At 69.1% G+C, this 26,071-nt stretch carries 31 protein-coding genes; 15 read left to right on the plus strand and 16 right to left on the minus strand.

From position 1 onward, the window contains the following. Positions 1-3: 3 nt before the first annotated feature. Positions 4-222, minus strand: a complete 219-nt coding sequence (locus tag G7043_RS13945) for a hypothetical protein (RefSeq protein ID WP_166046030.1) — start codon at positions 220-222, stop codon at positions 4-6. 25 nt (positions 223-247) lie between these two features. Continuing rightward, the gene (locus G7043_RS13950) at positions 248-949 is read right to left on the minus strand and encodes a VIT1/CCC1 transporter family protein (RefSeq protein WP_166046031.1); all 702 of its coding nucleotides are present in this window, start codon (positions 947-949) and stop codon (positions 248-250) included. Between the two features lie 23 nt (positions 950-972). Between G7043_RS13950 and G7043_RS13955 the strand changes: the two genes are divergently transcribed. The 3 genes from G7043_RS13955 (at position 973) to G7043_RS13965 (ending at position 3,271) form a co-directional block, all read left to right on the plus strand. After that, positions 973-1,932 (plus strand): zinc-binding alcohol dehydrogenase family protein, encoded by a 960-nt coding sequence (locus tag G7043_RS13955; protein ID WP_313887861.1) that lies wholly within the window; start codon positions 973-975, stop codon positions 1,930-1,932. Between the two features lie 100 nt (positions 1,933-2,032). After that, positions 2,033-2,677, plus strand: a complete 645-nt coding sequence (locus G7043_RS13960) for a hypothetical protein (protein ID WP_166046032.1) — start codon at positions 2,033-2,035, stop codon at positions 2,675-2,677. A 264-nt stretch (positions 2,678-2,941) separates the two neighbouring features. After that, a complete protein-coding gene (locus tag G7043_RS13965; protein WP_166046033.1) occupies positions 2,942-3,271 on the plus strand; it encodes an iron-sulfur cluster biosynthesis protein in 330 nt (109 codons plus the stop codon). A 102-nt stretch (positions 3,272-3,373) separates the two neighbouring features. On the opposite strand, the gene G7043_RS13970 is transcribed toward G7043_RS13965, so the two are convergent. The 6 genes from G7043_RS13970 to G7043_RS13995 form a co-directional block, all read right to left on the minus strand. Continuing rightward, positions 3,374-4,318 carry a C40 family peptidase gene (locus G7043_RS13970; protein ID WP_313887862.1) on the minus strand — a complete coding sequence of 315 codons (945 nt, stop codon included), beginning with the start codon at positions 4,316-4,318 and terminating at the stop codon, positions 3,374-3,376. Between the two features lie 264 nt (positions 4,319-4,582). After that, on the minus strand, positions 4,583-5,551 hold the full coding sequence (locus tag G7043_RS13975; protein WP_313887863.1) for a C40 family peptidase: 969 nt from the start codon (positions 5,549-5,551) through the stop codon (positions 4,583-4,585). A 116-nt stretch (positions 5,552-5,667) separates the two neighbouring features. Further along, on the minus strand, positions 5,668-5,985 hold the full coding sequence (locus tag G7043_RS13980) for a hypothetical protein (RefSeq protein ID WP_166046035.1): 318 nt from the start codon (positions 5,983-5,985) through the stop codon (positions 5,668-5,670). A gap of 30 nt (positions 5,986-6,015) precedes the next feature. Further along, on the minus strand, positions 6,016-7,200 hold the full coding sequence (locus tag G7043_RS13985; RefSeq protein WP_313887864.1) for an MFS transporter: 1,185 nt from the start codon (positions 7,198-7,200) through the stop codon (positions 6,016-6,018). Continuing rightward, positions 7,197-8,264 (minus strand): PLP-dependent cysteine synthase family protein, encoded by a 1,068-nt coding sequence (locus G7043_RS13990; RefSeq protein WP_166046036.1) that lies wholly within the window; start codon positions 8,262-8,264, stop codon positions 7,197-7,199. Before G7043_RS13990 ends, G7043_RS13985 begins: the two co-directional genes overlap by 4 nt. A 97-nt stretch (positions 8,265-8,361) precedes the next feature. Continuing rightward, positions 8,362-8,709 (minus strand): hypothetical protein, encoded by a 348-nt coding sequence (locus tag G7043_RS13995; protein WP_166046037.1) that lies wholly within the window; start codon positions 8,707-8,709, stop codon positions 8,362-8,364. A gap of 79 nt (positions 8,710-8,788) precedes the next feature. On the opposite strand from G7043_RS13995, the gene G7043_RS14000 reads away from it, so the two are divergent. The 5 genes from G7043_RS14000 to G7043_RS14020 are packed head-to-tail and all read left to right on the plus strand — an operon-like array spanning position 8,789 to position 13,341. Then, entirely contained in the window at positions 8,789-9,781 is a 993-nt protein-coding gene (locus G7043_RS14000) for an ABC transporter substrate-binding protein (protein ID WP_166046038.1), read from the plus strand. Between the two features lie 4 nt (positions 9,782-9,785). Continuing rightward, entirely contained in the window at positions 9,786-10,985 is a 1,200-nt protein-coding gene (locus tag G7043_RS14005) for an MFS transporter (protein WP_207311137.1), read from the plus strand. 12 nt (positions 10,986-10,997) lie between these two features. Then, positions 10,998-12,005 (plus strand): hypothetical protein, encoded by a 1,008-nt coding sequence (locus G7043_RS14010; RefSeq protein WP_166046039.1) that lies wholly within the window; start codon positions 10,998-11,000, stop codon positions 12,003-12,005. 14 nt (positions 12,006-12,019) lie between these two features. Then, on the plus strand, positions 12,020-12,937 hold the full coding sequence (pip, locus tag G7043_RS14015; RefSeq protein WP_166046040.1) for a prolyl aminopeptidase: 918 nt from the start codon (positions 12,020-12,022) through the stop codon (positions 12,935-12,937). Then, complete coding sequence (locus tag G7043_RS14020; RefSeq protein WP_166046041.1) at positions 12,934-13,341, plus strand: DnaJ family domain-containing protein; 408 nt, start codon at positions 12,934-12,936, stop codon at positions 13,339-13,341. Before pip ends, G7043_RS14020 begins: the two co-directional genes overlap by 4 nt. Here the strand turns inward: G7043_RS14020 and G7043_RS14025 are convergent, their stop codons facing one another. Continuing rightward, positions 13,342-13,860, minus strand: coding sequence for a lytic polysaccharide monooxygenase auxiliary activity family 9 protein (locus G7043_RS14025; protein ID WP_166046042.1), 519 nt, complete (start codon positions 13,858-13,860; stop codon positions 13,342-13,344). It abuts the gene before it with no gap. Between the two features lie 143 nt (positions 13,861-14,003). Here G7043_RS14025 and G7043_RS14030 point away from each other — a divergent pair, with 143 nt between their 5' ends. Then, a complete protein-coding gene (locus G7043_RS14030) occupies positions 14,004-14,186 on the plus strand; it encodes a hypothetical protein (RefSeq protein ID WP_166046043.1) in 183 nt (60 codons plus the stop codon). A 443-nt stretch (positions 14,187-14,629) separates the two neighbouring features. On the opposite strand, the gene G7043_RS14035 is transcribed toward G7043_RS14030, so the two are convergent. The 3 genes from G7043_RS14035 to G7043_RS14045 form a co-directional block, all read right to left on the minus strand. Further along, complete coding sequence (locus tag G7043_RS14035; RefSeq protein ID WP_313887865.1) at positions 14,630-15,373, minus strand: class I SAM-dependent methyltransferase; 744 nt, start codon at positions 15,371-15,373, stop codon at positions 14,630-14,632. A 278-nt stretch (positions 15,374-15,651) separates the two neighbouring features. Next, on the minus strand, positions 15,652-17,007 hold the full coding sequence (locus G7043_RS14040) for a tetratricopeptide repeat protein (RefSeq protein ID WP_166046045.1): 1,356 nt from the start codon (positions 17,005-17,007) through the stop codon (positions 15,652-15,654). A 71-nt stretch (positions 17,008-17,078) separates the two neighbouring features. Next, positions 17,079-17,735, minus strand: coding sequence for a DedA family protein (locus G7043_RS14045; protein ID WP_166046046.1), 657 nt, complete (start codon positions 17,733-17,735; stop codon positions 17,079-17,081). Between the two features lie 57 nt (positions 17,736-17,792). On the opposite strand from G7043_RS14045, the gene G7043_RS14050 reads away from it, so the two are divergent. The 3 genes from G7043_RS14050 to G7043_RS14060 all read left to right on the plus strand — a co-directional run bounded on the left by G7043_RS14050 (position 17,793) and on the right by G7043_RS14060 (position 19,429). Continuing rightward, positions 17,793-18,551, plus strand: a complete 759-nt coding sequence (locus G7043_RS14050) for a cytochrome c biogenesis CcdA family protein (RefSeq protein WP_166046047.1) — start codon at positions 17,793-17,795, stop codon at positions 18,549-18,551. A 7-nt stretch (positions 18,552-18,558) separates the two neighbouring features. After that, entirely contained in the window at positions 18,559-19,041 is a 483-nt protein-coding gene (locus G7043_RS14055) for a redoxin domain-containing protein (RefSeq protein WP_166046048.1), read from the plus strand. A gap of 112 nt (positions 19,042-19,153) precedes the next feature. Continuing rightward, a complete protein-coding gene (locus G7043_RS14060; protein WP_166046049.1) occupies positions 19,154-19,429 on the plus strand; it encodes an HPF/RaiA family ribosome-associated protein in 276 nt (91 codons plus the stop codon). Positions 19,430-19,475: 46 nt separating this feature from the next. Here the strand turns inward: G7043_RS14060 and G7043_RS14065 are convergent, their stop codons facing one another. Continuing rightward, positions 19,476-21,704, minus strand: a complete 2,229-nt coding sequence (locus tag G7043_RS14065) for a PEP/pyruvate-binding domain-containing protein (protein WP_166046050.1) — start codon at positions 21,702-21,704, stop codon at positions 19,476-19,478. 60 nt (positions 21,705-21,764) lie between these two features. On the opposite strand from G7043_RS14065, the gene G7043_RS14070 reads away from it, so the two are divergent. Beyond that, positions 21,765-22,127 (plus strand): YciI family protein, encoded by a 363-nt coding sequence (locus G7043_RS14070; protein ID WP_166046051.1) that lies wholly within the window; start codon positions 21,765-21,767, stop codon positions 22,125-22,127. A 10-nt stretch (positions 22,128-22,137) separates the two neighbouring features. Beyond that, entirely contained in the window at positions 22,138-23,361 is a 1,224-nt protein-coding gene (locus G7043_RS14075; protein WP_166046052.1) for an RNA polymerase sigma factor, read from the plus strand. Here G7043_RS14075 and G7043_RS14080 read toward each other — a convergent pair. Continuing rightward, positions 23,260-23,811, minus strand: a complete 552-nt coding sequence (locus tag G7043_RS14080) for a copper resistance CopC family protein (protein WP_166046053.1) — start codon at positions 23,809-23,811, stop codon at positions 23,260-23,262. The genes G7043_RS14075 and G7043_RS14080 overlap by 102 nt on opposite strands. An 85-nt stretch (positions 23,812-23,896) precedes the next feature. On the opposite strand from G7043_RS14080, the gene G7043_RS14085 reads away from it, so the two are divergent. After that, complete coding sequence (locus G7043_RS14085; protein WP_166046054.1) at positions 23,897-24,406, plus strand: sigma-70 family RNA polymerase sigma factor; 510 nt, start codon at positions 23,897-23,899, stop codon at positions 24,404-24,406. On the opposite strand, the gene G7043_RS14090 is transcribed toward G7043_RS14085, so the two are convergent. Together G7043_RS14090 and G7043_RS14095 are read right to left on the minus strand one after the other, a co-directional pair. After that, positions 24,347-24,847 carry a 2'-5' RNA ligase family protein gene (locus G7043_RS14090; protein WP_166046055.1) on the minus strand — a complete coding sequence of 167 codons (501 nt, stop codon included), beginning with the start codon at positions 24,845-24,847 and terminating at the stop codon, positions 24,347-24,349. The genes G7043_RS14085 and G7043_RS14090 overlap by 60 nt on opposite strands. After that, entirely contained in the window at positions 24,844-26,013 is a 1,170-nt protein-coding gene (locus tag G7043_RS14095; RefSeq protein ID WP_166046056.1) for an MFS transporter, read from the minus strand. The genes G7043_RS14090 and G7043_RS14095 overlap by 4 nt, the downstream gene beginning before the upstream one ends. Between the last annotated feature and the right edge of the window lie 58 nt (positions 26,014-26,071).

A 26,071-nucleotide genomic window follows, 5' to 3' on the forward strand; every position in this document is an offset into this window, starting at 1 on the left:
CGATCATGCACCCGTCTCGCCGACATCGCTGCGTTCTTCTTTGAGGCGTTCGTCCAGCGGCCGCGGGTGGGCCTGCTCGTACTCGGTCATCCCGTACTTGTCGGACTCCGCCCAGCCTTCCTCCGGCTCGGTCTCCAGCGGGTCGTGCTTGATGTTGTCCTCGTCGAGGGCCTCGAAGCTGTCGGTGTCCTCGGGGATGTACGCGCCACGTTCTTCGCTCATGCCCGTGGCAATACCCAGTTCGGTCCTATCCGATGCTTTGGCCGACGAGCGAGCCGATGGCGTAGGTGACTCCCATGGCGATCAGTCCGCCCGCGACGTTGCGGACGATCGCGCGCCGTTTGCCCGCGCCGCTGAGCCTCGCGCTGATGAAGCCGGTCAGGGCGAGGGTGAGGACGGCGGCAAGGACTGTGACGGGTACGCGGAGGCTGGTCGGGGTCAGCACGATCGCGGCGAGGGGGAGCAGAGCGCCGATGGTGAACGAGAGGAAGCTCGCGATCGCGGCGCCCCACGGGTTGGTGAGCTCGTCCGGGTCGATGTGCAGCTCGGCGTCGGCGTGCGCGGCCAGGGCGTCGTGCTCGGTGAGCTGTCTGGCGACCTGTTCGGCGGTGTCCGCGTCGAGGCCTTTGTTCTCGTAGATCTCGGTGAGCTCCTCGAGCTCCTCCTCGGGCGTGTCCTTCAGCTCCTGGCGTTCCTTGGCGAGGAGAGCGCGTTCGGCGTCGCGCTGGCTGCTGACCGAGACGTACTCGCCGCTGGCCATGGACATCGCGCCCGCGAACAGGCCGGCGAGGCCCGCCACGAGGATCTGAGCCTTGTCGGTGGTGGCACCGGCGACGCCCACCACGAGGCTGGCGGTCGAGACGATGCCGTCGTTCGCGCCCAGAACGCCCGCGCGCAGCCAGTTCATCCGATCGCCGGTGACCTCGTCGTGGGGCTCGTGGTGGTCCATTTCCGCAGGCTAACCTGGGGATCGTGCTTTCGTGGCAGACCACGCCGCTGAGGTTGTCCGACGTGCCGGTGGCGTCACCCGCGCCGGGGGAGCTGCTGGTGCGGGTGCTCGCCTGCGGGGTGTGCCGGACGGATCTGCACGTCGTGGACGGGGATCTGCCCGTGCACCGCTTGTCGGTCGTGCCGGGGCATCAGGTCGTGGGTGAGGTCGTGGTCGCCGCTCCCGGGTTCGTCGTCGGGGAACGGGTCGGGATCGCCTGGTTGCGGCACACGTGCGGAGCCTGCCGGTTCTGTTTGCGCGGTGCGGAGAACCTTTGTCCGGCGTCGCTCTACACCGGGTGGGACGCTGACGGCGGTTACGCGTCTTATGCCGTTGTTCCTGCTGCTTACGCTTTGAGGCTGCCTTCCGGGTATTCGTCCGAAGCGTTGGCGCCGTTGTTGTGCGCGGGGATCATCGGCTATCGGGCGTTGAAGCTCGCCTCGGTGCCTGACGGTGGGCGGCTCGGCATTTACGGATTCGGCGGGTCCGCGCATTTGGCAGCGCAGGTCGCCGTTGCCCGCGGGTACGAGGTGCACGTCGTCACCCGGTCTTCGTCGGCGCGCGCGTTGGCCATGTCCTTGGGGGCGGCCTCGGTTTCGGCTGACGCGCCGCCGGTGCCGGTGGACTCGGCGGTGCTGTTCGCGCCGGTCGGGACGTTGGTGCCGCCCGCGTTGGAGGCGCTGGACCGGGGCGGCACGCTGGCGATCGCCGGGATCCACCTGTCCGACGTGCCCGTCCTGAACTACTCGCGGCACCTCTTCCAGGAGCGGGTGGTCCGGTCGGTCACGGCGAACACGCGGGCCGACGCCGCCGAGTTCCTGTCGTTCTGCGCCTCGCACCGGCTGTCGGTCGCCGTCCAGCCGTACCCGCTCGCCTCGGCGAACCTGGCCCTGGCGGACCTCCGCGCGGGCCGCGTGACCGGTGCGGCAGTGCTCGTGGCGTGATGTTTTGCCTGCTCAGAGGGCAAGTGTTCAGTTTTTGTCAGACCTCCGTGGCACCATGTCGAACAGGTGTTCGTGTGCGTGCTATAGGAGGTAGGTCCAGATGCAGATCGATCCCAGTCGCTGGCCGGGCCGCGTGGTGCCTTCCACCGACGCCGACGTGGACATCGCCGTCGAGTCGCTGTGCACGCGCGCCTCGTGGCCGGACGCCGACCGTCGCTGGGTGCGCCGCCTGCTCGAACCGTGGTTCAAGGCTGGTTGGAGCGTCGACGCGCTGCTGGTGGCCGTCGACACCCGCCCGGACGGCACGCGTCAGGGCCGCCCGCGCTCACGTGCCCAGGTGGCGCACGAGTTCCTGCGCGCACGGCTGATGGTGTGGACCGCGGACGGCGCGCGCCTCGCCCGCCCGCCGTTAGCCGGCATGTCGCTGGGCGAGTGGTTCCGCGTGAACCGCCGCAACGCCGCCCTGCACGCCCCGCGCTCCCGCAGCGCGCTGACCACGGAAGGCGAACGCGCGCGGGCGGAGTCGCGCGCCCTGGCCCACCGCCGCGACCCGGTGGAGCGCAGCCGCGAGAAGGGCCGCCGCCGGCAGGAGGTGCTGGACAGCCTGCTGGTGCCGGGACAGGAGGCGCCGTCGTTCGCCGACTCGTGGCGGCTGGTGGCCGAACTGGTCCCGGTGCAGCGGGTGTGCTCGCAGTGCGGTCACGTGCGGAGCGAGGTGTCGCGCCCGGCGCACCGGGTGGCGTGACCACCTGCTCCTGGTTCTGGTGGCCTCTGCGAGGACTCTGCCGGCCCTCATGTCTGCGAGCGGCGCCGGCGAGGGTTCGCCGACTCGTGGTGGCTGGTGGCCGAGCTGGCCCTGGTATGGCGGGTGTGCGCGGCGTGCGGTCGCGTGCGCAGCGAACGTGCTGGTCAGAGCGTTATTTGTCGGCGACTTCGGTGAACGGTGGTTGAAGCCGGCGCGGGCAGGGAACACCGAACGAGTTTCTTGTTTCCTGCTGAAGGGGCCGACATGCTCGAAGTGACGCCGATGGCTGCCGAGGTCATCAACGAGCTGACGTCACAGTCCGAGGGCACCACGGACGACGTCGGCCTGCGTTTCGCCGTGGCCGCCGACCACAACAGCCAGGCCGCCCTGGAGCTGTCGCTGGCCGAAGCCGTCGACGGCGACGAGGTGGTGGCGGCGCCCGCGGGTGCCAAGGTCATCATGGAGCCGGCCGCGGCCCAGTACCTGGAGGACAAGGTCCTCGACGTGCGTCAGGACGCCGAGGGCAACCCGGCGTTCGCCATCGCTCGCCAGGAGCAGGAGGGTGACCCCAGCCAGAACGGCCAGGTCACCTGACTCAGCGCTCCCTGCGGGGCGCGAAACGGGCCGGACCCCACAACGGTGTGGGATCCGGCCCGTTCTGCGAAACCTTGCGAAAAGCGTTCTGCGAAGAGCTCGTCAGCCCTCGATGCGCCGCACGACGCTGATCGGGCCGATCGACTGGATGTCGGCGATCTTCACCGGCACCCCCTCGGTCGACGCGTGCACCGCGCGGATGCCGTCCACCGCCATGGCCACGTGGGACTGGCTGGAGTAGTAGACGATGATGTCGCCGGCCTTGATCTCACTGACGCTGACCTGGCGACCGGCGGCCGCCTGGGCGTAGCTGGTGCGGCCGATGGAGACGCCCGCGTAGGCGTACGCCTTCTGGATCAGCGACGAGCAGTCCCACGTGTCCGGGCCGTTGGAGCCGTAGACGTAGTCCTTGCCGCGCTGCGCCAGAGCGAACTCGAGCGCCTTGCCCGCGGTGCCCGCCGGCACCGAGATGTTCGACATGTCGCCGGAGTTCGCCAGCTGCTTGCGGACGGACGCGCTCAGCGAGTTGTACTGCGCCTTCGCGTCGGCGAGCTGCTTGTCGAGTTCGGCCTTCTTGGCATCGATCTCGGCGAGCAGCTTCTTGGACACCTCGGTGGCCTCGTTGGCCGTCTTCGTCGCGTTGTCCGCGGCGTTGACCGCGTCCTGCAGCTTCTGCAGGGCCTCCGCGTTGTCCGCCGCCAGGATGTTGATGGCCGACATGCGGTTGAGGAAGTCCTGCTGCGAGTCGCTCACGAGCAGCGCCGAGATCTGGCTGAAGCGCGCGCCGGAGTTGGTGGCCTCGGTGAGGAGGTCGACCTGACCGCGGAGGGACTCCTCGGCCTTCTGGGCGACGGCGAGGTCGCCCTTGGCCTTGTCCAGTTCGCCCTGCTTGGCCGCGAGGTCGCCCTGGGCCTTCAGGTGGTCCTGGTTGAGCTTGGAAGCCTGCTCGGACAGCTCGTTGTACTTCTTGAGCGCGTCCGCGGCAGAAGGCTGTGCGGTGGCCGGTGCCGTGGGGAGTGCTGCCGCGACGACCGCTGCCGTCGCCACGAGTGCTCCACGCACGGTGCGGCGTGAGGGTTGCGACACCACGTCGCGGGTCCTCCTTTGTCCTGGCAGCCGCCCCGCGAGAACTACTGCGCGTGAGGCGGCAACCTTGGCGTGTGCCCCGAGTGGGTTAACTGCTGGGCCGAAGGTCTCGGACAGGTTACGGAACGACCTTGTGTTCGTCCACCGCCGGGTCCTCAACAGTTCACCGATCAGCACGCTCTCACAGACGCCTACATCGGTTTATCGCGGGGTGGGAGACAAGCGTCACCCGACAACCCGGCGAATCACCGAAATGGGTCCGATCGAGTCGATGTTGGCGACTTTCACCGGCACGCCTTCAGTGGACGCGTGCACCGCACGGGTGCCGTCGACGGCCATGGCCACATGCGACTGTCCCGAGTAGTAAATGATCAGGTCACCCGGTGCGACCTCGCCGCGACCGACCCCTCGGCCGACCTTCGCCTGGTCGTAGGTGACGCGGGGGATGGACACCCCGGCCGCCCGGTAGGCGGCCTGCATCAACGACGAGCAGTCCCACGAGCCGGGGCCGTTCGAGCCGAACACGTACGGCTTGCCCTGCTCGCCCAGCGCGAAGTTCAGCGCCACCCCGGCCGCGCCCGCCGGCACCGGCGCGGAGACCTTGGGGCCGGTGGCGGCCAAGGTCTTCTGCTGCGGCGCGGTCAGCGACTGGTACTTGGTGCGCGCGGCCGTCACCTGCTGGTCCATGGCGACCTTGCGGGTGGAGACGTCCGTCGCGAACTTCTCCGCCAGCGACGCGGCGGTGGTGGCGTCGGTGCGGGCCTTCTGCGCCGCGGTCAGCGTGGCGTTCATGCGTTCCACCGCGGCGTTCTGGTCGCTGGCGATGATGTTCATCGCCTGCATCCGTTCCAGGAAGTCCTGCTGGGAGGTCGACGTCAGGAACGCCGACAGGTTGGTGAGCCGGGCGCCCTCGAACGACGCCGTGGTCAGCAGGTCGACCTGGCCGCGGTACTGCTCGGACTCGGCCAGCGCCTTCTTCTCCGCCTCGGTGGCGGCGACCACGACGGCGTTCGCCCTGGACAGGTCGCTCTGGGCCTTGAGGTGGTCCTGGCTGAGCTTCTCGGCTTCCCGCGTCAGGTCGGTGTAGGTCTTCAGCGCGTCGTCGGCGGGCTGGGCGTGCGCCGAGGGCATCGACACCACCGTCGCGGCGATCACGGCAGCCAGGGCGGTGGTCCTTGCAGCGCGGCCGGGCACGCGGCCTCCTCAGAGTCGGAAACAACTTCTGAGGAGGCGTACGGCCGAACAGGGCAAAGGGTTCAGCTGCGGGGCGTCGCAGAGCGGTAGCAATGCGATGAATCACCCAAACCGCCCTAGGCAGCTCGGTTCGCCACGATCGAGGCACGGCACGCGGCGATCAGGCGGGCGGTGGCGGCGCTGCCCCCGCGCCCACAGCGGGGGCAGCGCATCGCGACATCACCGGAGAGCTCGTCGACCACCACGCCCAGTTCGGCGTCGCAGCCGCGGCACCAGCGGTGTCGCGTGACCGGGTTGACGTGCACGGGGGAGGCCACGCACTGGTGGATCCACCTCCCGTGCACGTGACAGGTCAGGCGGTCGTCGGGCGCCAGTGCGCCGTTGTCCTCGGCGTGGTCTTCCTCGACCAGCGTGGCGATGAGCGTGGCGATCATGGCGTCCTCCGATCCGAAAACCTGTCTCTGCTACCTCGTCGAACCGGCGAGCTCCGAATCGACACGGGACGCCGACTTCCGCAACGCCCACGCACACCCGAGCCCCACGGCCGTGAGAGCGAGCCAGGGCATCCATGGCACAGCCGCGCGCGCAGCGGCGTCGAACGCGATTCCGGTGAGCAGGTTCCCGAGCAGGATCCCGACGCCCACGATCGTGTTGTAGAGGCCGTAGTGCGTGGCCACGAGCCGGTCACCCGACAGCGAGACGATCTTGTCCATCTCGAACGGGAACACCACCATCGTCCCCAGCGCGAGCACCGCCGCGCACCCGAGCAGTCCGGCCCAGCCGCCGAAGACCGCGGGCAGGAACGCCAGCCCGAGGATCAGCACGCCCACCGTCAACGACCGGTCCGGCCCGAAGCGCGCTCGTGCCCACGCGGTCACGCGCATCTGGCCGAGCACCGCCAGCACGCCCGACACGGCGAACAACACCGCGGTCAGCACGGTCGACCCCGAAGCCAGCGGCAGCGCCAGGTAGACCTGGAACGACAGCACGTAGGACCCGGTCATCGCCAGCGCGAACAGCACGAACCGCCGGTTGCCGGCGACGACCCGCCAGTCGGCCAGCACCGAGTTCCCCGACGCCGACCCCGCCCGCGCCGGCAGCGATCGCCACTGCAACACCGTCAGCAGGAGGAACACGAGAGCCGCGACCAGGCACGTCAGCCGGAAGTCCACCGCGGTCAGCGCGAGCCCGGCCAACGGTCCCACCAGGATCCCGGTCTGGTAGAAGACGTTGAACAACGCGAAGGCCTCGACCCGCCGCGGACCGGCATCGGCGGCCACGTAGGCGCGCACGGCGGGGTTGAACAAGGCCCCGGCGAACCCGGTCGCGGCCGACGCGATCACCAGCGCCGGCAACCCGTCCACCAGCCCGAGCAACGCGAACCCACCGGTCCGCAACGCGCAGCCCGCCACGATCAACGGCTTGTACCCCAAGCGATCCGCCAAGGTGCCGCCGATCAGGAACATGCCCTGCTGCGCGAAGTTCCGCACGCCCAGGACAAGTCCGACGGCCCACCCCGCCAACGCCAGCGTCACCGAGAGGTGCGAGGCGAGGTACGGCATCAACATGTAGAAGCCCACGTTGATGCTGAACTGGTTGAGCAGCAACAACCGCACGCTGCGGTCGAACGAACGGAACTGCGTGATCACGCCGTCACCGCCAGCGGGTCCACCACGGACCGGCACATGCTCCACGACAGCACTTCGCGCTCTCCCAACGAAGAGATCTCCAGCGGATCCGAAGCCGGGACAACGTCCAGCAAGCCGTGCGAGGCGCAGTACTCGTCGCTGAACACCGTGTCGAAATACCGCTGTGGCCCGTCCGGGAACACCGCGGCGATCCGCGTGCCGTCCGGGGAGGTCCGCGCCAGCCAGGACGCCACCAGAGCGACCGCGCCGACACTCCAGCCGCCGCTCGCGTAGTGCCGCGAGGCGAGCGTCCGGCACGCCCACACGGCCTCGCCGGGATTCACCCAGTGCACCTGGTCGAACGCCGGGTAGTCGACGTTGCGCGGGAAGATGCTCGACCCGAGCCCGCGCATCAGCCGGGTCCGCGCCGGTTGACCGAAGATCGTCGAGCCGATCGTGTCGACCCCGACCAGCCGCAACGACGGGAAGTGCGGGCGCAACGCCGAAGCCACCCCGGCGGAGTGACCGCCGGTGCCTACCGCGCACACCAGCACGTCGACGTGCCCGAGCTGCGCGGCGAGCTCGTGCGCGAGAGGCGCGTACCCGGCCACGTTGTCCGGGTTGTTGTACTGGTCGGGACAGTACGCGCCGGGCAGCCCCGACAGCAGCGTCGCCACGCGCTCGCGGCGTGCCTCCTGCCAGCCTCCGGTCGGATGCGGGCTGTCGACGACGTCCACGGTGGCGCCGTAGGCGCGCAGCATCCGCCGGATGATCGGCTCGAGGCCCGGATCGGTCACCAGCGTGACGGGAACGCCGTGCACGACCCCGGCGAGCGCCAGCCCGAGGCCGAGCGTGCCGCTGGTCGACTCGACGACGTGACCGGTGGGAAGAAGATCACCGCGTTCGAGTGCGCGGCCGATCATGTGCAGGGCGGCGCGATCCTTCATGCCACCGCCGGGGTTGGCGCTTTCGAGCTTGGCCCAGAAGCCGGACGACGACGTGCGCGAGAGTTCGTCGATCCACAGCACGGGCGTGTTGCCGACGATGCCCGCGGGCGTGTTGCGATCGAGCACGGGAACAGACATGGGGGTCCCTCGGAAGAAGTGGTCACAGGCCGGTGCGAGAGCGCGCGCCGGCGAGACAGGACCGGAAAGCCCTGTCACAGCACGCGAAGAGGTCGGCCTACGTCCGGGAAATGCCGAGGTCGAGCAGCAGTGTTCGCCCGGAGCGGGACTGCGGGGAGCGCCACGGACACGACCGCGCCGTGGCGGTAGGACGTGCGGCGGGCGTGACGTCCGCGTCCGGCAGGGCGACCGAGGCCGCGCTTGCCTGCACGGCGGCCTGGGCGGGCGCCGCGGCGGACAGGTGGTGGGCGTCGCCGTGGTGGCAGAACTCCCCGGAGATGCCCGGCGTGAGCGCGCCGTGGTGGTCGGGCTCGGGCGGGCAGGCGGGGTGGAGCACGAACACCGCGATGAGCATCAGTGCGACGACGACGGCGAAACGACGCCCTGTCGTCAGTTGGTTCCGCACGGTCACCAACCTACCGGTGTGGCGGATCTTGTAAAGCGCCTTGCTAAGTTAGGTAAGCCTAAACTCAGGAGGTGGACAGGTGCGCAGGACAGTCGCCGCGGTTCTGCTGCTCGGCCTGGTGGCTGGGTGTAGCGGGAACGCTCCCACGGAGCAGCAGGGTGGCCAGTGGTCGTTCAAGGACGACCGCGGCAAGGAGGTCACCGCGCCCAAGCGGCCGGAACGCGTGGTCGCCCAGGTGTCCGCCGCCGGTGCGCTCAAGGACTACGGTGTCAACGTTGTCGGCACGTTCGGCCCGCTGAAGCGTCCGGACGGCAGCACCGACCCCGAGGCCGGCAGCATCGACCCGAGCCAGGTCACCGACATCACCGGCCCCGGCTACGGTGAGATCGACTTCGAGAAGTTCGCCGCGCTGAACGCCGACCTGGTCGTCGCGGGCTACTACCCGGAGGTCACCGGGCTCTGGCACCTCACCGCCGAGTTCGAGGAGAAGGTGCTCAAGGTCGCCCCGACCGTCGGCATCGGCCAGTCCAAGATCGGGTTGCCGGACGGGATCAAGCGCTTCCGCGAGCTCGCCAAGTCGCTCGGCGCGGACACCGAGTCCGCTCAGGTGAAGGCCGACGAGGAGGCGTTCACCAAGGCCGCCGACCGACTCAATGCCATCGGCAAGAAGATGACGGCCGCGAACCAGAAGATCCAGGTCGTCGGCGCGGACCCGAAGCTGTTCTACGTCGCGGTGCCGGCCCGCAACCCCGATCTCGACTGGTACACCGAGGAACTCGGCCTGCCGCTGCTCACGCCGGACAAGCCCGACACCGAGGGCGGCGGCTACTTCCAGTCGTTGTCGTGGGAGAACTCCGGCACCTACAAAGAGCACGTGATCATGTGGGACACGCGCGCGCACGTGCTCAACCCGGAGAAGATGAAGGAGGGCCACCCGGTCTTCCAGGCGTTGCCCGCCGTGCAGGCCAACCGGTTCGTCGAGTGGAACGCGGTCGCGCCGTTGAGCCACTCGTCCTACGCCAAGATCATGAACAAATTGGCTGACCAGCTCGAACAGGTGTTGGCACGATGACCGTGTGCTGACGCTTCTGAAAGAGAACGGCCCGTTGCGCGTGCTCAGCACCGCACGGGTCGTTTCCGTTGTGGGGGACGCGCTCAGCCTGGTCACGCTGATGCTGCACGTGCAGTCGGTCGCGGGGAAAGCGATCGCGGTGGCCGCGTTGCTGCTGGTCGGCGATTTCGCGCCGTCGTTGCTCAGCCCGGTCACCGGACTCATCAGCGACCGGTTCGACCGGCGCACCGTGATGATCGCCTGCGAGGTCGCCCAGTGCGCGCTGCTGGCGGTCATCGCGTTCACGTTGCCGCCGTTGCCGGTTCTGCTCGTGCTGGTCGGCGTGCGCGCGATGATCGGGCAGATCTTCATCCCGGCGTCACGGGCCGCCGTGCCGAGCCTGGTCGCGGAGAAGGACCTCCCGCAGGCGAACACGGTGCTGGGCTTCGGATCCAACAGCGCGGACGTCGTCGGGCCGCTGCTCGCCGCCGGGCTCCTGCAGTTCATGAGCACCCGAGGCGTGCTGCTGGTGGACGCGGTGTCGTTCGGTGTGTCGGCGCTGTTGCTGTTGCGGCTGCCGAAGCTGATCGTGCCGGCGGAACCGGGTGGTTCGGTGTTCGCGGACGTGAAAGAGGGGCTCGGCGCGATCTGGCACGCGCGGGCGCTGCGGATCGTCTTCCTCGGCTTCTGCGGAGTCGTCGCGTGCACCGCGATCGACGACGTCGCGATCATCCAGCTGTCCAAGGAGACGTTCCACGCGTCGGACAGCGCGGCCGGAGTTCTCCTTGCGTCGGTGGGCATCGGTCTGCTGGCCGGGTTCGCGTTGCTCGCCAGGGGAGCCACCCGGATCGGCATGGTCGCGTTGCTCGTGACGGGGTTCGTGGTCAGCAGTGCCGGCAACCTCCTGACCGGCTTCGCCTGGGGCGTCGCGGCGGCGTTCGCCGTGCAGACGGTGCGCGGGCTCGGCATCGCGGCGATGGACGTCGCGCACAGCACGCTCATCCAGCGGCTGGCGCCGGCCGACCGGGTGGGCAGGGTCTTCGGCAACTTCTACGGCGGAATCGGTGTGGCAGCGGCGATCGGCTACGTCGGCGGTGGTCTGCTGTTGGACGCCGTCGGCCCCGAGCTGACCTTCGTCCTCACCGGCGGCGCGGGCGTTTTGGTGGCGCTTTGGGTGGTTGCCGCTTCACGGGCAAGAGGTGTTGAGTGGGAATCAGCCTCTTGAGGGGAGAAGGCGATGTGGGGGAAACGCATTGCTGTCCTTGCTGTTTCACTGCTGTTAGCCGGTGGCATCACCTCCGTCGCGCGCGCCGCGACCGGGGTGGTGCCCGCGTCGACGTCGTGGGTGTCCGCTGATCGCGGCTGGGTGCTCGGGCTCGACATGCTGTGCCAGACCGCGAAATGCCCGCAGCTCGTCCGCACGCTCGACGGCGGGGCGTCGTGGACTCGGGTGAAGACCCCGGCGCTGTCGGTGCCGGAGACCGACCGGCTGCGGGTGAAGTTCGCGAACGACGCCGCCGGCATGGTGACCGACGGCGAACAGCTGTTCGTCACCAGCAACGGCGGTACCCGCTGGGAACCGTCCGGGATCAAGGGAACCGTGGGGGCGCTGGGGTTCGACCACTCCGGGTTCCTCGCGGTGATCTACGACGGCACGTCCTCGCGGTTGTTCCACCGCGACCTGTGGTCACCCAGCCCGTGGCAGCCGGTGCCGGGCATCGAGGTGAAGGGCCAGGCGTTCGGCGACATCGCGGAGGGCCAGGTCTCGCTGGCGACGATCGGCGTGGACAACCGGTACTGGACGCGGTCGCCGGCGGGCTGGATGGAAGAACCCGCGCCGTGCACCGAGTTCTCGGCCACCCGGCTCGGCACGGTCGGCACCAGCCGCTTCGCGTTGTGCAGCTTCGATCCCGGTTTCGGGAACATGACGAAGGAGCTGCGCAAGTCCGAGGGCGGCCCGTTCGAGACCGTGAGCGTGCCGCCGCGGGAGGGCATCACCACGGGCTTCGCGGTGTCGCCGGAGGCGGCGCTCGTGGCCGCGACCGGGCGGGACTGGTCGTTCGTGCACCGCGGTCCCGGTGAGAAGTGGGACACCCCGTTCACCTTGGGCGGGCCGCCGTTCGAAGACCTGGCGTTCTCCGACCCTCGGCACGCCACGCTGGTGCGCGGCGGGCCCGGCCAGGAGTTCGCCGAGGTCTACCGGTCCGATGACGCGGGTCTGACCTGGAAACCGCTCGACGTTTAGCTAGATTGAAGATCATGGAGCCTTACGAACACGGCATGCTCGACGTCGGCGACGGCAACCAGGTCTACTGGGAGGTCGTCGGGAACCCGGACGGCAAGCCTGCCGTGTTCCTCCACGGCGGGCCCGGCGCTCCGGCGAACGGTGCGCGCAGGGCGCTCGACACCGAGAAGTTCCGGGTGGTGATCTTCCACCAGCGCGGGTGCGGCAAGAGCACGCCGAACGCCAGCGACCCGGCCGTGGACATGAGCGTCAACACGACCGACCACCTCATCGCCGACATGGAACAGCTCCGCGAGCACCTCGGCATCGAGAAGTGGTTGGTGTGCGGCGGATCCTGGGGCGTCACGCTCGGTGTCGCCTACGCGTTGCGTCATCCGCAGCGCGTCTCCGAGATGATCCTGTTGTCGGTCACCCTCGCTTCTGCCCGTGAGCTGGATTGGCTCTACAAGGGCGTTTCCCGGTTCTTCCCGGAAGCCTGGGAGCGCTTCAGCGCGCACGTCGGCCACGCGCCGGACGTCGTGCGGGCGTACGCCGAGGTGATGGAGAACCCGGACCGCGCGGTGCGGGAGCGGGCCGCCGTCGAGTGGTGCCGGTGGGAGGACACCGTGCTGTCGCTGGAGGACCACGGCCGGCCGAGCCCGTTCAGCGACAGGGCTTCGGATGACGTGATCGCGCTCGTGCGGATCATCGCGCACTACTATGCGAACCTGGGTTTCGTCGACGATCTGCTGCGTGACGCAGGCAAGCTCGCGGGCATCCCGGCCGCGTTGATCCACGGCCGGCGAGACCTGAGTTGCCCGGCCGACACGGCGTACGCGCTGGCGCAGGCGTGGCCGGACGCGGAGCTGACCCTCGTGGACGACAGCGGCCACAAGGGCAGCCCCGCGTTCACGGAGGCGATGCAATCCGCGACCAGGAGGTTTTCCTCATGACACAACGGAAGCCGCCCGGCATGGGCTTCGAGTCGTGGATCGACAAGCAGATCCGCGAAGCCCAGGAACGCGGTGAGTTCGACGACCTGCCGAGCGCCGGGAAACCGTTGCCCGGCGCGGGTGAGCCGCTCGAGGAAGACTGGTGGATCAAGAGGAAGGTGCGGGAGGAAGAGGGCACTGCAGGGTTGCCCCCTTCCCTGGTGTTGCGCAGGCAGGCCGAGACCGCCAAGGCCCGTGCTCTGGCGGCCCCGGCCGACGCCGAGGCGCGCGCGATCATCGAGGAGATGAACGCGAAGATCCTCGACGCGCTGCGGAAACCGTTGTCCGGTCCGCCGTTGAACCTGATGCCGTTCGACGTCGAGCAGTTGCTGCGTGAGCGGAAGGGGACCTCACGCGGTCAATGATCAGCTCGCGTTGACGTCGATGCAGGAGTAGAAGGCGTTCGTGGTGTCGCCGATGTTCCAGATGGCGAGCACCTTGTGGCGTCCGGGGGATCCCAGGTTGACCTTGTGCTGCACGGTGGCCGGCGGCTGCTGGTTGTTGCCGCTGAACGTCGCGACCTTGCGGCCGTCGACGAAGTACTCGTAGTCACGAGTGCGGTGGCGCGCGGTGAACGTCCAGTTGAACGTGGCCGTGCGGCCGACGTTCGAGACCTTCCAGCCCTTGCTTTCGTTGCTGAGCACGGAGAACTGCTGAAGGTTGGCGTGGCAGCTGCGCAGGCCCTTCGGGCCCTCCACCGACTGCGGCTCCCACTGGATGGCGCCGCACTCCTTGACCGCGCCGCTGGCACATTGCGCCTGGCGGCTGGCGGGCGAGGACACGTAGCCGTGTGCGAACGCCGTGCCGGTCGGGACGGCGACGACGAGTAGTGGTGCAGCCAGAACGCCGGCCATGGCAGCCGCAACCCTGCGTCCAATTTTCATGTGACGTCCTTTGCCTTGATGTGCGTGAACGTGCGTACATCGCGGCGGCGGTTGAAGGTCTAGACCATACCGCGCGTAATCAAGGCGCCACAAGACGTGCCTGGCAGATCGGTCAGGAAGTGTCCTGTGTCGCTGAAGATGTCGTGTCCGGAGTACTGCTCACCCTGCAGTTCGCGGTCGAGGACGCGGAGGTCCTGGACGTCGCGACTCCCGTGGAAGTAGACCTGAGCGGCTCCGGGGTTGATGGCGTGGACCTGCCCGGACGGGATGTACGAGGGTCGGCAGCCCTGCCGGGCGTCGACCACCACTCACAACCTCTGATGTGACGGCGGACGCTGCAAGAACACGCCGAACCTCCACCGCTCTGTTCCCCGTGGCGCAGCCCGGCTCGCTCACGAGCGGTCAAGATCGCGGCGGAGCGCCTGCTGCACCGCCCTACCGGTCGGCGGCACCGGACCGCGTCTGCTCCTGCGGTTCCTGGTCCAGCCGAATCCGCCAACTAGGTCCGGACAACTTCTCCTGTCCACGTCCGCACTCACTTGGCGGATCGCTGTCCTGTCCAGCCGAACATTGCGGTGTTCAGGGCAAGTTTGCGGTGCTTGCTACGGCGTCCGAGCTAGTTTGCGGGCCGCCACACGTTCTGCCTGAAGTTGGCGCATTCTCACCAACCGCGTTGGTTCCTTGCCAACGGCCTGTAGCGCCTGTACGCAGCCTCAAGGTCAGGGCAAGCATGCCGCGACCTTGCGGCCACCCATGTGCCACGCCGTAGTCAGGCGGCCTCCAGGACGAAGAACATGAAGCTCAGGAAGGCCCCGGAGGGGAACCTCGCCATCTCGTCGGGAAAGAGTTCGTGGGCTTCCGGCGCCGGAGGCGGCTCGCTGATGACGGCGGTGCGGAAGCCTGCTGCGGTGAAGGCATCGGTCATCGCGTGCAGCGGCCGGTGCCAGTAGGTGAGCACGGCCTTCTGGCCGTTGAAGTCGTACTCGTCGGACCACTTGGTGGTCGCGAAGTAGTCAGTCTCGCGATGCACCATCTTGAGGAGGATGGGGTGGTTGACGACCACGATCAGCCGGCCACCGGGCTTCAGCACCCGCCGCAGCTCAGCCAGAGGTGCGGTCCAGTCCTCCAGGTAGTGCAGCACCAAAGCGGCGACGGCGTCGTCGAACGCGCCGTCGGGGTACGGCAGCGGGCCCGTTATGTCGGCGACCCGCAGGTCCACGTCGTCGCCGAGCCGCTGCCGGGCCAGCTCCACCATCTTGGCGCTGCGGTCGAAGCCGCTCACGACGGCTCCCCGATCACGTAGCGCCACGGACACAGGACCAGCACCGCAGCCGGCGTCGAGAATTCGTCGACCGGCCACGTCGCCAGCCAGGTCCACGATCGCGGGCCGGACGTAGTAGGCGTTGAGGAGGCTGGTCTCGTTCTCGGCCGTGTACGCCTCGGCGAAGCCGTCGTAGTCGTTCTCCACGGCCACATCGGCGATGACGGCGGAGCTCTCGGGAATGGCAGGCACGTTTCCCATACTGCCCAGTGATCAATCAGGGCGCCAGGAGATCATCTCCCTCGCCAATCGCCCGCTTGGGGTGCGGGCCGGCCCACCGCAAGCCCGACCAGCGCGGGATCGACTCGACCCCTGACGAGCCCAATAGTTCGCCGCCGACCGCAGCTCACAGATCTGCACCACCGCAAACTTCAGCTGGTCGAGACAATCGCAGTTCGGCGGCCTGGTCCTCCGACAGGTTCAAGTGGACAGGACAGTCCCCGCTGACGGGTGTGGCCCGCAGGGCGGTGTCAGAACGGGGGTTCGGCGGAGAAAGTGCCCGTCCAGACGGGCGCGACCGGCTCGGACTCGCGCTGCTGAAGGACTGCCACAGCGTCCTTGATCCGGCCGAGGTCGATGAGGTGGCCTGCCAGAGAGCGACTGTTGGCGGGGGCGTGTGCCTCCAGGACCGCGACAGCCTCCTCGATCCGGCCGGTCTCGGCGAGCAGGTCGGAGATGATCCAGGCCGCGTACCAGGTGTTGCCCTCGGGGTGCGCCCGCGCCTGCTCGAGTGCTTCATCGAGCAGGCCGCAGCCGGCCATGAGCGGAAGCCGCATCCTGAAGAAGTCCCACTCCTCCTCGCCGTCGCGGCGCGCCTTGAGGGTGTCGAGGTAGGCCAGGCCGTCCTGGGCGCGGCCGTGGTCGGTGTACAGGGTGCACAGCGTGTCGACGATCCAGTCCTCCGCGCCACCGGGAGAGTCCGCGAGCACGCGCATCACTTCGATCGCCTCGTCGCCCCGGCCATGCCTGGCCAGGAGCTGCGCCAGTTGGACCGAGCCGTGACACTGACGGGCCGGCGAGTCGCCCCGCTGCCGGTACACGGCGATCGCGCCTTCCACGTCACCGCGTTCCTCCAACACCTTGGCCAGGCGCTGCGCGGCGTGCCCGAGGTGCTCGGACGCCGCGTACTCACGCAGTTCCTCGATCCGGTTGTGCCTCGCCAGCAGGTCGGCCAACTGGTCGTGGTCGTTCACAGAGGTGATGTGCTGCCGGGTGTGCAGCAGGGCGATCGCTTCGTCGATGCGGCCCTGGCGCTCGCGGATCGCGGCAACCAGGCCGATTGCCGTGTCCGGGTCGAGGCCGCGGCAGCACCAGGGACCGTCGCATCGATGCTGGGCCGGGATCCGCGCGGCCAGCAGCGCGGCGATGTCGTCGTCCCTGCCTGCCCCCTCGGAAACCTCTACCAGAGCAGTGGCGAGGAACCAGTCCTCGATTCCGGCGCTCAGCAACACGAGCGCCTCGTCCTGGTGTCCGTGCCGGGCCAGCAGCCGCGCGAAAAACTCCAGCGGGAGCCTTCCCTTTGCGGACGGCCGGGCCAGCGCGATTGCCTCCTCTGCCCGCCCCCAGCTCTCCAGTAGTTCCGCCTGGGCCTGGGCGGCCGGCCACCAGCCCGTGGCGACGTAGGGAGCGATCACTTCCAACGCCTCGGCCTGCCGCCCTTGGTCACCGAGCAATCGTGCCCACTCACGCGCACAGAACCATTCCCCACGGCCTGCCTGGAACTCCACTTCTTCCCCGTGGCCGAGCTCAAGAAGCCGGGAGACCAGGAGCGGAGGAATACAGCCGGACAAGGTCCGGGCCCGATAGTCGAGATCGGCAGCATCCATGCCTGTGCACCCTAGCCACCACCCCGACATCGGCTTGCGGCCTCCGACAGAGTGACGGCCGCGGCCGGCGGCTACGCTGGCGTGACTTCCTCGGCCCCGAGCTTCTCCTCGGCCTCCAGCTTCTCCGCCGCGCGGGCCAGCCGGCGCTTCACCACGAACACGCCGGCCACGCCGAAGACCACGGCGATCGCCAGGCCCGCATAGGAGAAGCCCTTCAGCCACTTCTCGGCCACGACACCGAGGTAGTAGACGGCGGCTGCCGTGCCGCCCGCCCACACCACGCCGCCGAGTGCGTTCGCCACCAGGAACTTGCCGTAGTTCATGTGCAGCGAACCGGCCAGCGGGCCGGCGAGAATGCGCAGCAGGGCCACGAAACGGCCGAAGAACACCGCCCAGGCACCGCGTTTCTGGAACACCCGGCGGGCGTGCTCCAGCTGCGTTTCGCCGAAGTGCTTGGGGAATTTGCGGCCCATCCACGCGAACAGGCGAGGGCCGCCGCGCCGGCCGATGAGGTAGCCGAAGTTGTCGCCGATGATGGCGCCCGCGCTCGCCCACACGCCGATCCACAGCGGGCTCAGGTGGTCGTGCTGTGACGCCAGCAGTGAGGCCGTGACCAGCACGATCTCGCCTGGCAGCGGGATGCCGAGCGACTCGAAGCCGATCACCAGGCCGACGATGACGTACACGAGCAGAGGAGGAATGGCTTCGAGCCACTGTTCGATCGGCACCGCGCAAACACTACCGTCGCTGACGTGAACGAGCTCGCACTCGCGGTCGTCGCGGGAATGGTCGCCACGGTCAACCCGTGCGGATTCGCGATGCTGCCCGCCTATTTGGTGTTGGTGGCACGGGACAACCTCACGAGAGCCTTTATGTCCGGTTTGGTGATGACGTTCGGATTCGTCACCTTTTTCGGGCTGTTCGGCTTTCTCGTCACGCCGCTGGCGGCCACGCTCAAGCGCTACCTGCCGTTCGTGACGGTCGTGATCGGCGTGGGGATGCTCGTCGTCGGTGTCCTCCTGGTGATCGGCAAAGACCTCTACCTCAAGCTGCCGAAGCTGCAGGCGGCGCCGAAGAGCCTGTGGTCGATGTACGGCTATGGCGTCGCGTTCGCCATCGCCTCTCTCTCGTGCGCGATCGGCCCGTTTCTGGCCGTGGTCGGTGCATCGCTGCAGACCGGTGGAATTGCGTTCCTGGCCTATGCACTCGGTATGGGGCTCGTTGTCACCACACTGGCCGTTGCGGGTTCGGCGCTCGCACCGCATGTCCGCAAGGTCCTCCCACACGTCGGCCGCATCGGCGGTGTGGTGCTGATAGCCGTTGGTGCGTATGTGACCTACTACGGCGTCTACGAGCTGCGGCTGTTTCTCGCCAACGGCAGTGCGATCGACCCGGTGGTGCAGGGCGCCGGACGGTTCCAGGGCACGCTCGTGCAGATCATGACGGCGCTCGGGCCGTGGCCGTTCGTGATCGTCCTGGTCGCAGCGGGGGCGTGGTGGCTGAACCGGAGGAGGCGCAAGGCCGTACGCCCGGACAGGAGGTGAGGAGCCGATGCGCTTGCTCGGAGTCCTGCTGGGAGTCGTGCTGCTGCTCGCGGGGTGTGGCGAGAAAGCGCCGCCGCCCGAGAAGTTCCAGTTCACCGCCAAGACCCTGGAGGGCGCGGAGTTCCGCGGCGACAAGCTCGTCGGCCAGCCGGCCGTGCTGTGGTTCTGGACGCCCTGGTGCCCGTCGTGCAACGCCGAGGCGAAGACCGTCGCCGAGATCGCCCAGCGGCACGACAAGATCCAGTTCGTCGGCGTCGCGGCGGAGGACCAGCTGGACGCGATGAAGAAGTTCGTGGCCGACCACCAGATGACGGGGTTCCCGCACCTGGCCGACCTCGACGGGTCCGTGTGGAAGCGGTTCGGCGTGACGGCGCAGCCCACTTTCGCCTTCGTGAAAAGTGATGGCTCGGTGGAACTTCTCACCGGCGCGCCCACCAAGGAGCAGCTCGACGAGCGCGTATCCGCTTTGACACCGAAGAATCAGCCCTAGGACAAAGTCCCTGCGCTGTCGGGACCAACGCCTGGTTCGGCGTGGCGTTCGAATTCGTATCGTCGAACCGGCCACGTGGCCATGCCGCGTGCCTTGAAGGAGGCAGGTGTCGATGGACTACATCCAGGTCTCGCTCGCGGAGGCCATTCCCGAGCAGGCCAGGGACTACGCGTCTGCGCGGATCGGGTCGCTCGACCGGTACGCGCCCGACCGCGTCGACTTCGCCTGGATCAACCTGACTTCGGACAAGTCCGTGATCCACGCGCACGCCCGCCTCGACCTGAAGTGGGTCGAGGTGCAGGCCTATGCGGAGGCCAACACCGTTACCGAGGTGATCGATCTGCTGCGCGAACGCATGCGCAGACAGCTCGTCTCGATGCACAACTGACCTCGGTGAGCAGAACCCACCACTCGGCGGCGGACGGGTGGTGGGTTCACCTCACCCTTTTCACGGTTCCGCGTGCTCCGTCGACTTGGACGACGTCTCCCGTGGTGATCCGGGTCGTGGCGTTCCCGCAGCCCACCACCGCCGGAATTCCCAGTTCCCGCGCCACGATCGCGGCGTGCGAGAGGGGCGCGCCCACATCGGTCACGACCGCGGCGGCGCGGGTGAACAACGGCGTCCAGCCGATGTTCGTCACCGTGGTCACGAGAATTTCGCCCTCCAGCAACGATTCGCCGTCCTCGACGCGGGCCAGCACCCGTGCGACACCCTCCACCACACCCGCCGAACCGGGAAAACCGGTGACGTCCGACGGCATCGGCACGTCCGCGGCGGCGTCGTACAGATCAGCTCGCCGGTCCGGTGAGGCGGCCCAGGACTCCGGATCGAACCGTCCGCGGATCACCGCCGGATAGGGCGGCAGCGCGCGATAACGCTGGTACGCGGTCCGTTGCGCATGAACTCGGTCCAGCAACGAGGTTTCGCCGCCCAGCACGCGCAGCACGTCGTCGATCGGCAGGAAGAACAGGTCGTCACCCGACGACGTCAGCTCGCCAGCCCGCAGCACGAACGCCCGCATCACCCAGAACGCCCGCACCATCTCCGACCGGGCCTGCTCCCGCGCCCGCGCGCCCGCACCGACCCGGTCGAGCTGCTCACGGATCTTCGGGGCAGCCGCGGGATCCTTCGCCACCAACCGATCCCACGCCTGCGCCCGCAGCGATGCCTGGCGGGCCAGCAGGCTCTCGGGATCGGCCAGCGTCGCCAGCTGCCGGGAGATCCACTCCGGATCCTCCGCCGGTCGCGGCGCGTGAATCTCGAACTCGTTGGCGGACCGGTGACCCCACGTCCGGGCGAAGGTGTCCCGGTCGATCTCACCGGATCGCAACCGCGCGAGCCCGACCAGCGGACCCAGGCTGGCGAGCCCCGCGCCGTCGTGGAACCCGGTCAGCAACGTGGCCGCGTCCTCCTCGCCGACCAGCGCGACGAGCCTGCGCCGCAACGCCGCCGGCCCGCCCGCGATCATGCGCGCACCGGCGTCCAGGATCGGGCAGACGAACCGCAACAGCTGGTCGAGATCACGCCGCCACAGGTCGAGCAACGCCGCCGGCGACGAACATCCCGCGATCGCCTCACGAGCAGCGGCGCACCGTCCGGGGTTGTCGCGAACCAGCCGCGGCAGCCGTGTCCGGTAGAGGATCTGCTGCTTCAGGGGACCGCCCGCGCCGCGCAGCACCGCGCCCAGGATCGCGAGGCGGGACATCGGCAGCGGAGGCACCGTCACGCCGGCCGGGATGCGCCCGAACGTCTCCTCGCCCGCGCGCAGCATCTCGTCGGCCTTCCCGATGGCCGTGCCCAACGCGGAGTAGGTGCTGATGTTGAGGTAGAAGCGGCCACCGATGTTGCCGGAGATCCGGTGCGGCCCGATCGCCGCGCTCGACAGCACCCGCACCAGCGACCACGTCACCGGCGTCATCACCTCGGGGATCGCCTCGCCGACGTTGCCGTTGGACCACAGGTAGTCGCCGTCGAGCGAGTCGTTCCACTCGACCCGCAACGACGTGATCGGCCGCGCCTGCAGGATCTGGAACTCGCCGCCGGCCAGCGCCCACTCGACGTCCATCGGCATCCCGAACAGCGCCTCGATCCGCGTGCCCAACGCGAGCAACGACGCCTTCTGCTCGGCCGAGAGCAGCTCCTCCGGGTCCGCCTCGCCGCTGACCAGCGCCTCACCGAGCCCGCGCACCGCGTTGATCACCGGTTCGGGCCGCCCGGTCACCGGGTCCGCCGTGAACAGCACACCGGACACGTCCGCGGGCACCATCCGTTGCACGACAACGGCCATCTCGGCGGACTCGATCCCGTTGCGCGCGCGATAGGCGACGGCCCGTTCGGAGCGCAGCGAGTCCCAGCACCGCAGGACCGCGTCGAACAGGCCGCTCTCGTCGACGTTCAGCACCGTGTCGTGCTGGCCCGCGAACGACAGGTCCGGCAGGTCCTCGGCGGTGGCTGACGACCGCACCGCCACCGGTCCGCCCAGCGCGCGGAACGCCTCCAGCACGCCCTCCATCGACCGCTCGCGGTAGGCGCGGGTGGTGAGGTGGAACCCGGCGGGCACCGGCAGCCCGGCCCGCGTCAACCGGGCCAGCGACGCGCCCTTGCCGCCGACCGCGGCCAGGCTCGCGGCCGAGTCGTCGAGCGGGAGGATCAACGGGAACATGTCGCCATAGTTGTCGAAACCCGCCGCCGCCGTTCGTACAAAGGGCGAAAGGAGTCCACCATGCCTCAAGAAACGACACAGCAGTACCTGCTCAGCATCTACCAGCCCGACGGTGAGGCCCCTCCGCCAGAGGTCCTCGACCCGATCATGGCGAACCTGCAGGCCCTGAACGAGGAGATGCAGGCCAAGGGGGCGTGGGTGTTCGCTGTCGGCCTGCACCCGCCGTCGACCGCGACCGTGCTCAGGGCGAAGGACGACGACGTGCTGATGACCGACGGGCCGTTCGCCGAGGGCAAGGAGCACATCGGCGGCTTCACCGTCGTCCAGGCGGCCGACCTGGACGAGGCGCTGGAGTGGGGTCGCCGGCTCGCGACCGTGCTCAGCCCGCTGTCGGTCGAGGTCAGGCCGATCGTGTCCGAATGATCGTGTCCGGATGATCGAGGAGATCTTCCGCGCGGAGTACGGCCGCGCGGTGTCCGTCCTGACCCGCGTCCTCGGCGATCTCGACCTCGCCGAGGAGGCGGTGCAGGACGCCTTCACCACGGCTGCCGAGCAGTGGCCGGTCAAAGGTGTTCCACCGGCGCCTGCGGGCTGGATCATCACGACCGCCCGCAACCGCGCGATCGACAAGCTGCGCCGCGAGTCCAAAGGCCACGAGAAGCTCGCGCAGGCCGCGTTGCTCCAGCACGAACCGGAGGAGGAGGTGGGGGACGTGCCCGACGACCGGCTGCGGCTGATCTTCACCTGCTGCCACCCGGCGCTGGCGCTGCCGGCCCAGGTCGCGCTCACCCTGAAGCTCCTCGGCGGTCTCACGACGGGGGAGATCGCCAGGGCGTTCCTGGTGCCGGAACCGACGATGGCGCAACGGATCGTGCGCGCGAAGGGCAAGATCCGCGCGGCCCGCATCCCGTACCGGGTGCCGCGTGACGCCGACCTGCCCGAACGCCTGAAAGCTGTGCTCGCCGTCGTCTACCTGATCTTCAACGAGGGCTACCTGGACAAGGTTGGTCTCGAGGCGGAGGCGATCCGGCTCGGACGGGTGCTGGCCCAGCTCATGCCGGACGAACCCGAGGTGTGGGGGCTGCTGGCGTTGATGCTGCTCGTCGCGTCCCGCCGGGAGGCCCGGCTGCGCGACGGCGAGATCGTCCTGCTCGCGGACCAGGACCGGTCGAGGTGGGACGCGGACCTCATCGCCGAAGGCCAGGACATCGTGCGCCGCTGCCTGCGCTGGAACCGGCCCGGCCCGTACCAGATCCAGGCCGCCATCAACGCCGTGCACAGCGATCCGCCGACCGACTGGCATCAGGTCGTGGCGCTCTATGACCAACTACTTGCCGTCACACCGAGTCCGGTCGTGGCACTGCATCGCGCCGTTGCGGTCGCGGAGACCGACGGCCCGGAGAAGGCGCTGAGAGAAGTCGACGCGCTCGATCTCGACCGCTATCACCTGTTCCACGCCGTGCGCGCGGAACTGCTGACACGGCTCGGCCAGGACCCGACCGCGGCCCTGGAGGCCGCGCTCGACCGGGCGGAACACCCGGCCGAGCGCGCTCTCCTACGCGGCCGGCTTGCGGCGGCGGACCAGCAGGATCACGCCGACGAGCACGATCAGCACGACCACGATCCACAGCCAGGCCGGGACACCACCGGACTCTGACGTCGTGCTGGCGGGCGCGTTGGACACCGGCGCGCTCATCGTCACCGACGAGGGCGGCGGCTCCGAGGCGGACGTCGGCGCGGCGATGTTCATGGTGAAGGCGAAGGTGCCCTGGACGAGGTCACCGTCCTCGGACACCGCCTTCCAGGCGAGCGTGTGCGGGCCTGCCTTGGCCGCGGTGGTGTCGAACTTCGCCGTGATCGTCTTGTCGACGACCGCCGACTGCGTGATCGGCCACTTGGCGCCGTCCGGACCCGTGATGGTGATCGCGTCGCCGTCGGGCAGGCTGATGACGTCGCTGAACGTCAGCTCGACCTGAGGGGGAAGGGCGTCGAGGGTCGCGCCGGACGCCGGGTTGCTGCTCTTGAGCTCGGCGTGGGCCTGCGCGGGGACGGCCACGGCCGTCGCGGCGAACAGTGCCAGCACGAGCGCGCTGAAGAAACGCCTCACCGGCCGCAGCGTAGTGGTACGAGGTTCCTTATCGGATCAGACAGGTTCGTTGCCAGCCGACGCAGCGTGGATTTCACTCACCCGCATGCACGACTTCCTCCGCGTGCTCTACGACGATCATCACCACTGCCTGCTCAACTACGCGACCCGGCTGACCGGAGATCGCGCGCTGGCCGAGGACGTGGTGCAGGAGACCTTCCTGCGGGCGTGGCGGCACCCCGAGTCGTTCGCCGAGGGCACGTCCGCCCGCGGCTGGCTGATCACGGTGGCGCGCAACGTCGTCATCGACCGGGTGCGGGCGGGCAAGGTGCGGCCGCACGAGATCGGCGAGCACGAACCGGAACCGATGCCGGATCACGCGCAGCACGTCGTCGACGCGGTGGTGATGGAGACCGTGCTCGCATCACTGTCCTATGAACACCGACGCGTGCTCACCGAGCTCTACTACAACGGCCGCACGTACACCGAGGCTGCTGTGTGTCTAGGCGTGCCGACCGGGACCGTGAAGTCACGCACGCACTACGCGTTGTGCGAGCTACGCCGGGCGTTCCAGCTCGAAGCGGGCCAGGTCTTCGAACCGCGGCCGGCCCGGTGAGCTTCGATCCGCCACCAGCGCGATCCGGTCGGCGACCCACGACGCGCTGATCGGCTGACCTGCCTGCCCGGCGGGCACCCGGCCGCGCGCGAGGACCACGAACGTCTGGAACGGCTGGGGATGCGTGACCGGCACGACCGGTGCGGTCGCCTCGAACACGACGGCTCCCAGATCGTCCAACCCGGACACCGGAACGCTGATCCACCCGCTGAGCGGCCGCGTTTTCGGCCCCAGGACGCACCGGGTCGCCGGCGCGCCGTCCAGTTCCTCGGTCAGCGCCTCGACCAGGTCCGGCACGACCCGCTCGGGCACCGTGCCCAGCGGCCGCACCTTGATCAGCCACTGGGCGGGCGACGACCACGCGATGCCCGGCGCACGGTCGAGCGCGCCGAGCGCCTCGACGACCGAGGGCGGCGGCCAGATCGCGACGGACAGCCTCATGCCACCGATTCTGGGACACGCGGCGCGAGTCGGGGCAGCGACAACACCCAGGCGAGAGCGGCGGCCAGTCCGGCGGCGATCACCGGCGCGATCGGTTCGAGGTCGTACAGCAGACCGCTCAGCGTCGTCCCGACGAGGACGGCGAGCCCGGTCGTGGCACAGACGAACCCGGCGACCAGGCCCTGGTGCCGCGGCGCGACGCCGAGCGAGGCCGCCGCGGCGAACCCGGTCACCGCGAACCCGAGCCCGACCGCCACCAGCAGGAACGCCAGCGCGGCCAGCCACAGCGACTGCCCGACCGCCAATACCGCGTAACCCGCCAGCGCGATCGGCGCGCCGGTGCGCATCAACCGGGCGGCGGGCCACCTCAGCAGCGGCACGACCACACCCTGCGTCACGACGAGTCCGAGGGCGGAGAGCAGCATGACCCCGCTGATCGCGTACAGGCTGGTGCTGACCTCCAGCTGTGCTTTGACGAGCAACGCGACGATGGCCTGGGAAAGCGCGAACGCCAGGTACATCAGGAACCCGACACCGAAGGCGGGCAACAGCTCCCACGGCCGTGTGGGGATCGTGTGCTGCGGACGTTCGACAGGCTTGACGGCGAGAAGAACCACGATCGCGACCAGCAGGGCGATCGCGGGCGCGAGGTAGAGCGGCAGCAGCAGCGAGACGACCACGAGCACGCCACCGATCGGCGGTCCGATCAGCGTCGCCAGTCCCTGCGCCGCCCAGACCAGGCCGATCACGCGGGTGCGGTCCCCTTCCGCCACCGTGCCCGCGACGGCCAGTGCCGCGACGGGGAACACGGCGAGTCCGGCACCCACCAGCACGCCGCGGAAGACCAGCACGAACGCGAACGACAGGTCCGGGGTCAGCGTCTCGTCGAGGCCGAACGTCACGGCCGCGGCGAACCCGGCCAGCCCGGCCACGCTCAGGGCGAGTCCGGCGATCAGCACCGCGCGCAACCCGACGGAGTCGAGCGCCCAGCCCCAGAGCGGGCTCGACAGGGCGAGCGCGGCGGACCCGATCGTGAGCACGAGCCCCAGCTGCGTCGCCGAGAGACCGACGTCGGTGGACAGCGGGGTGAGCGCCGGGACGATCAGGTGCTGGGTCAGCAGCATTCCGAGCACGGCGAGCAGCAAGGGCAGCAACGATCTGGGCACGCGGTTCCCCCTCGAGTGCGATGGCAGTGAGGGTAGTTGTTCAGCCGGCTGAACGGTT

The sequence above is a fragment of the Lentzea alba genome, assembly GCF_011067745.1.
Lineage (GTDB): Bacteria > Actinomycetota > Actinomycetes > Mycobacteriales > Pseudonocardiaceae > Lentzea > Lentzea alba.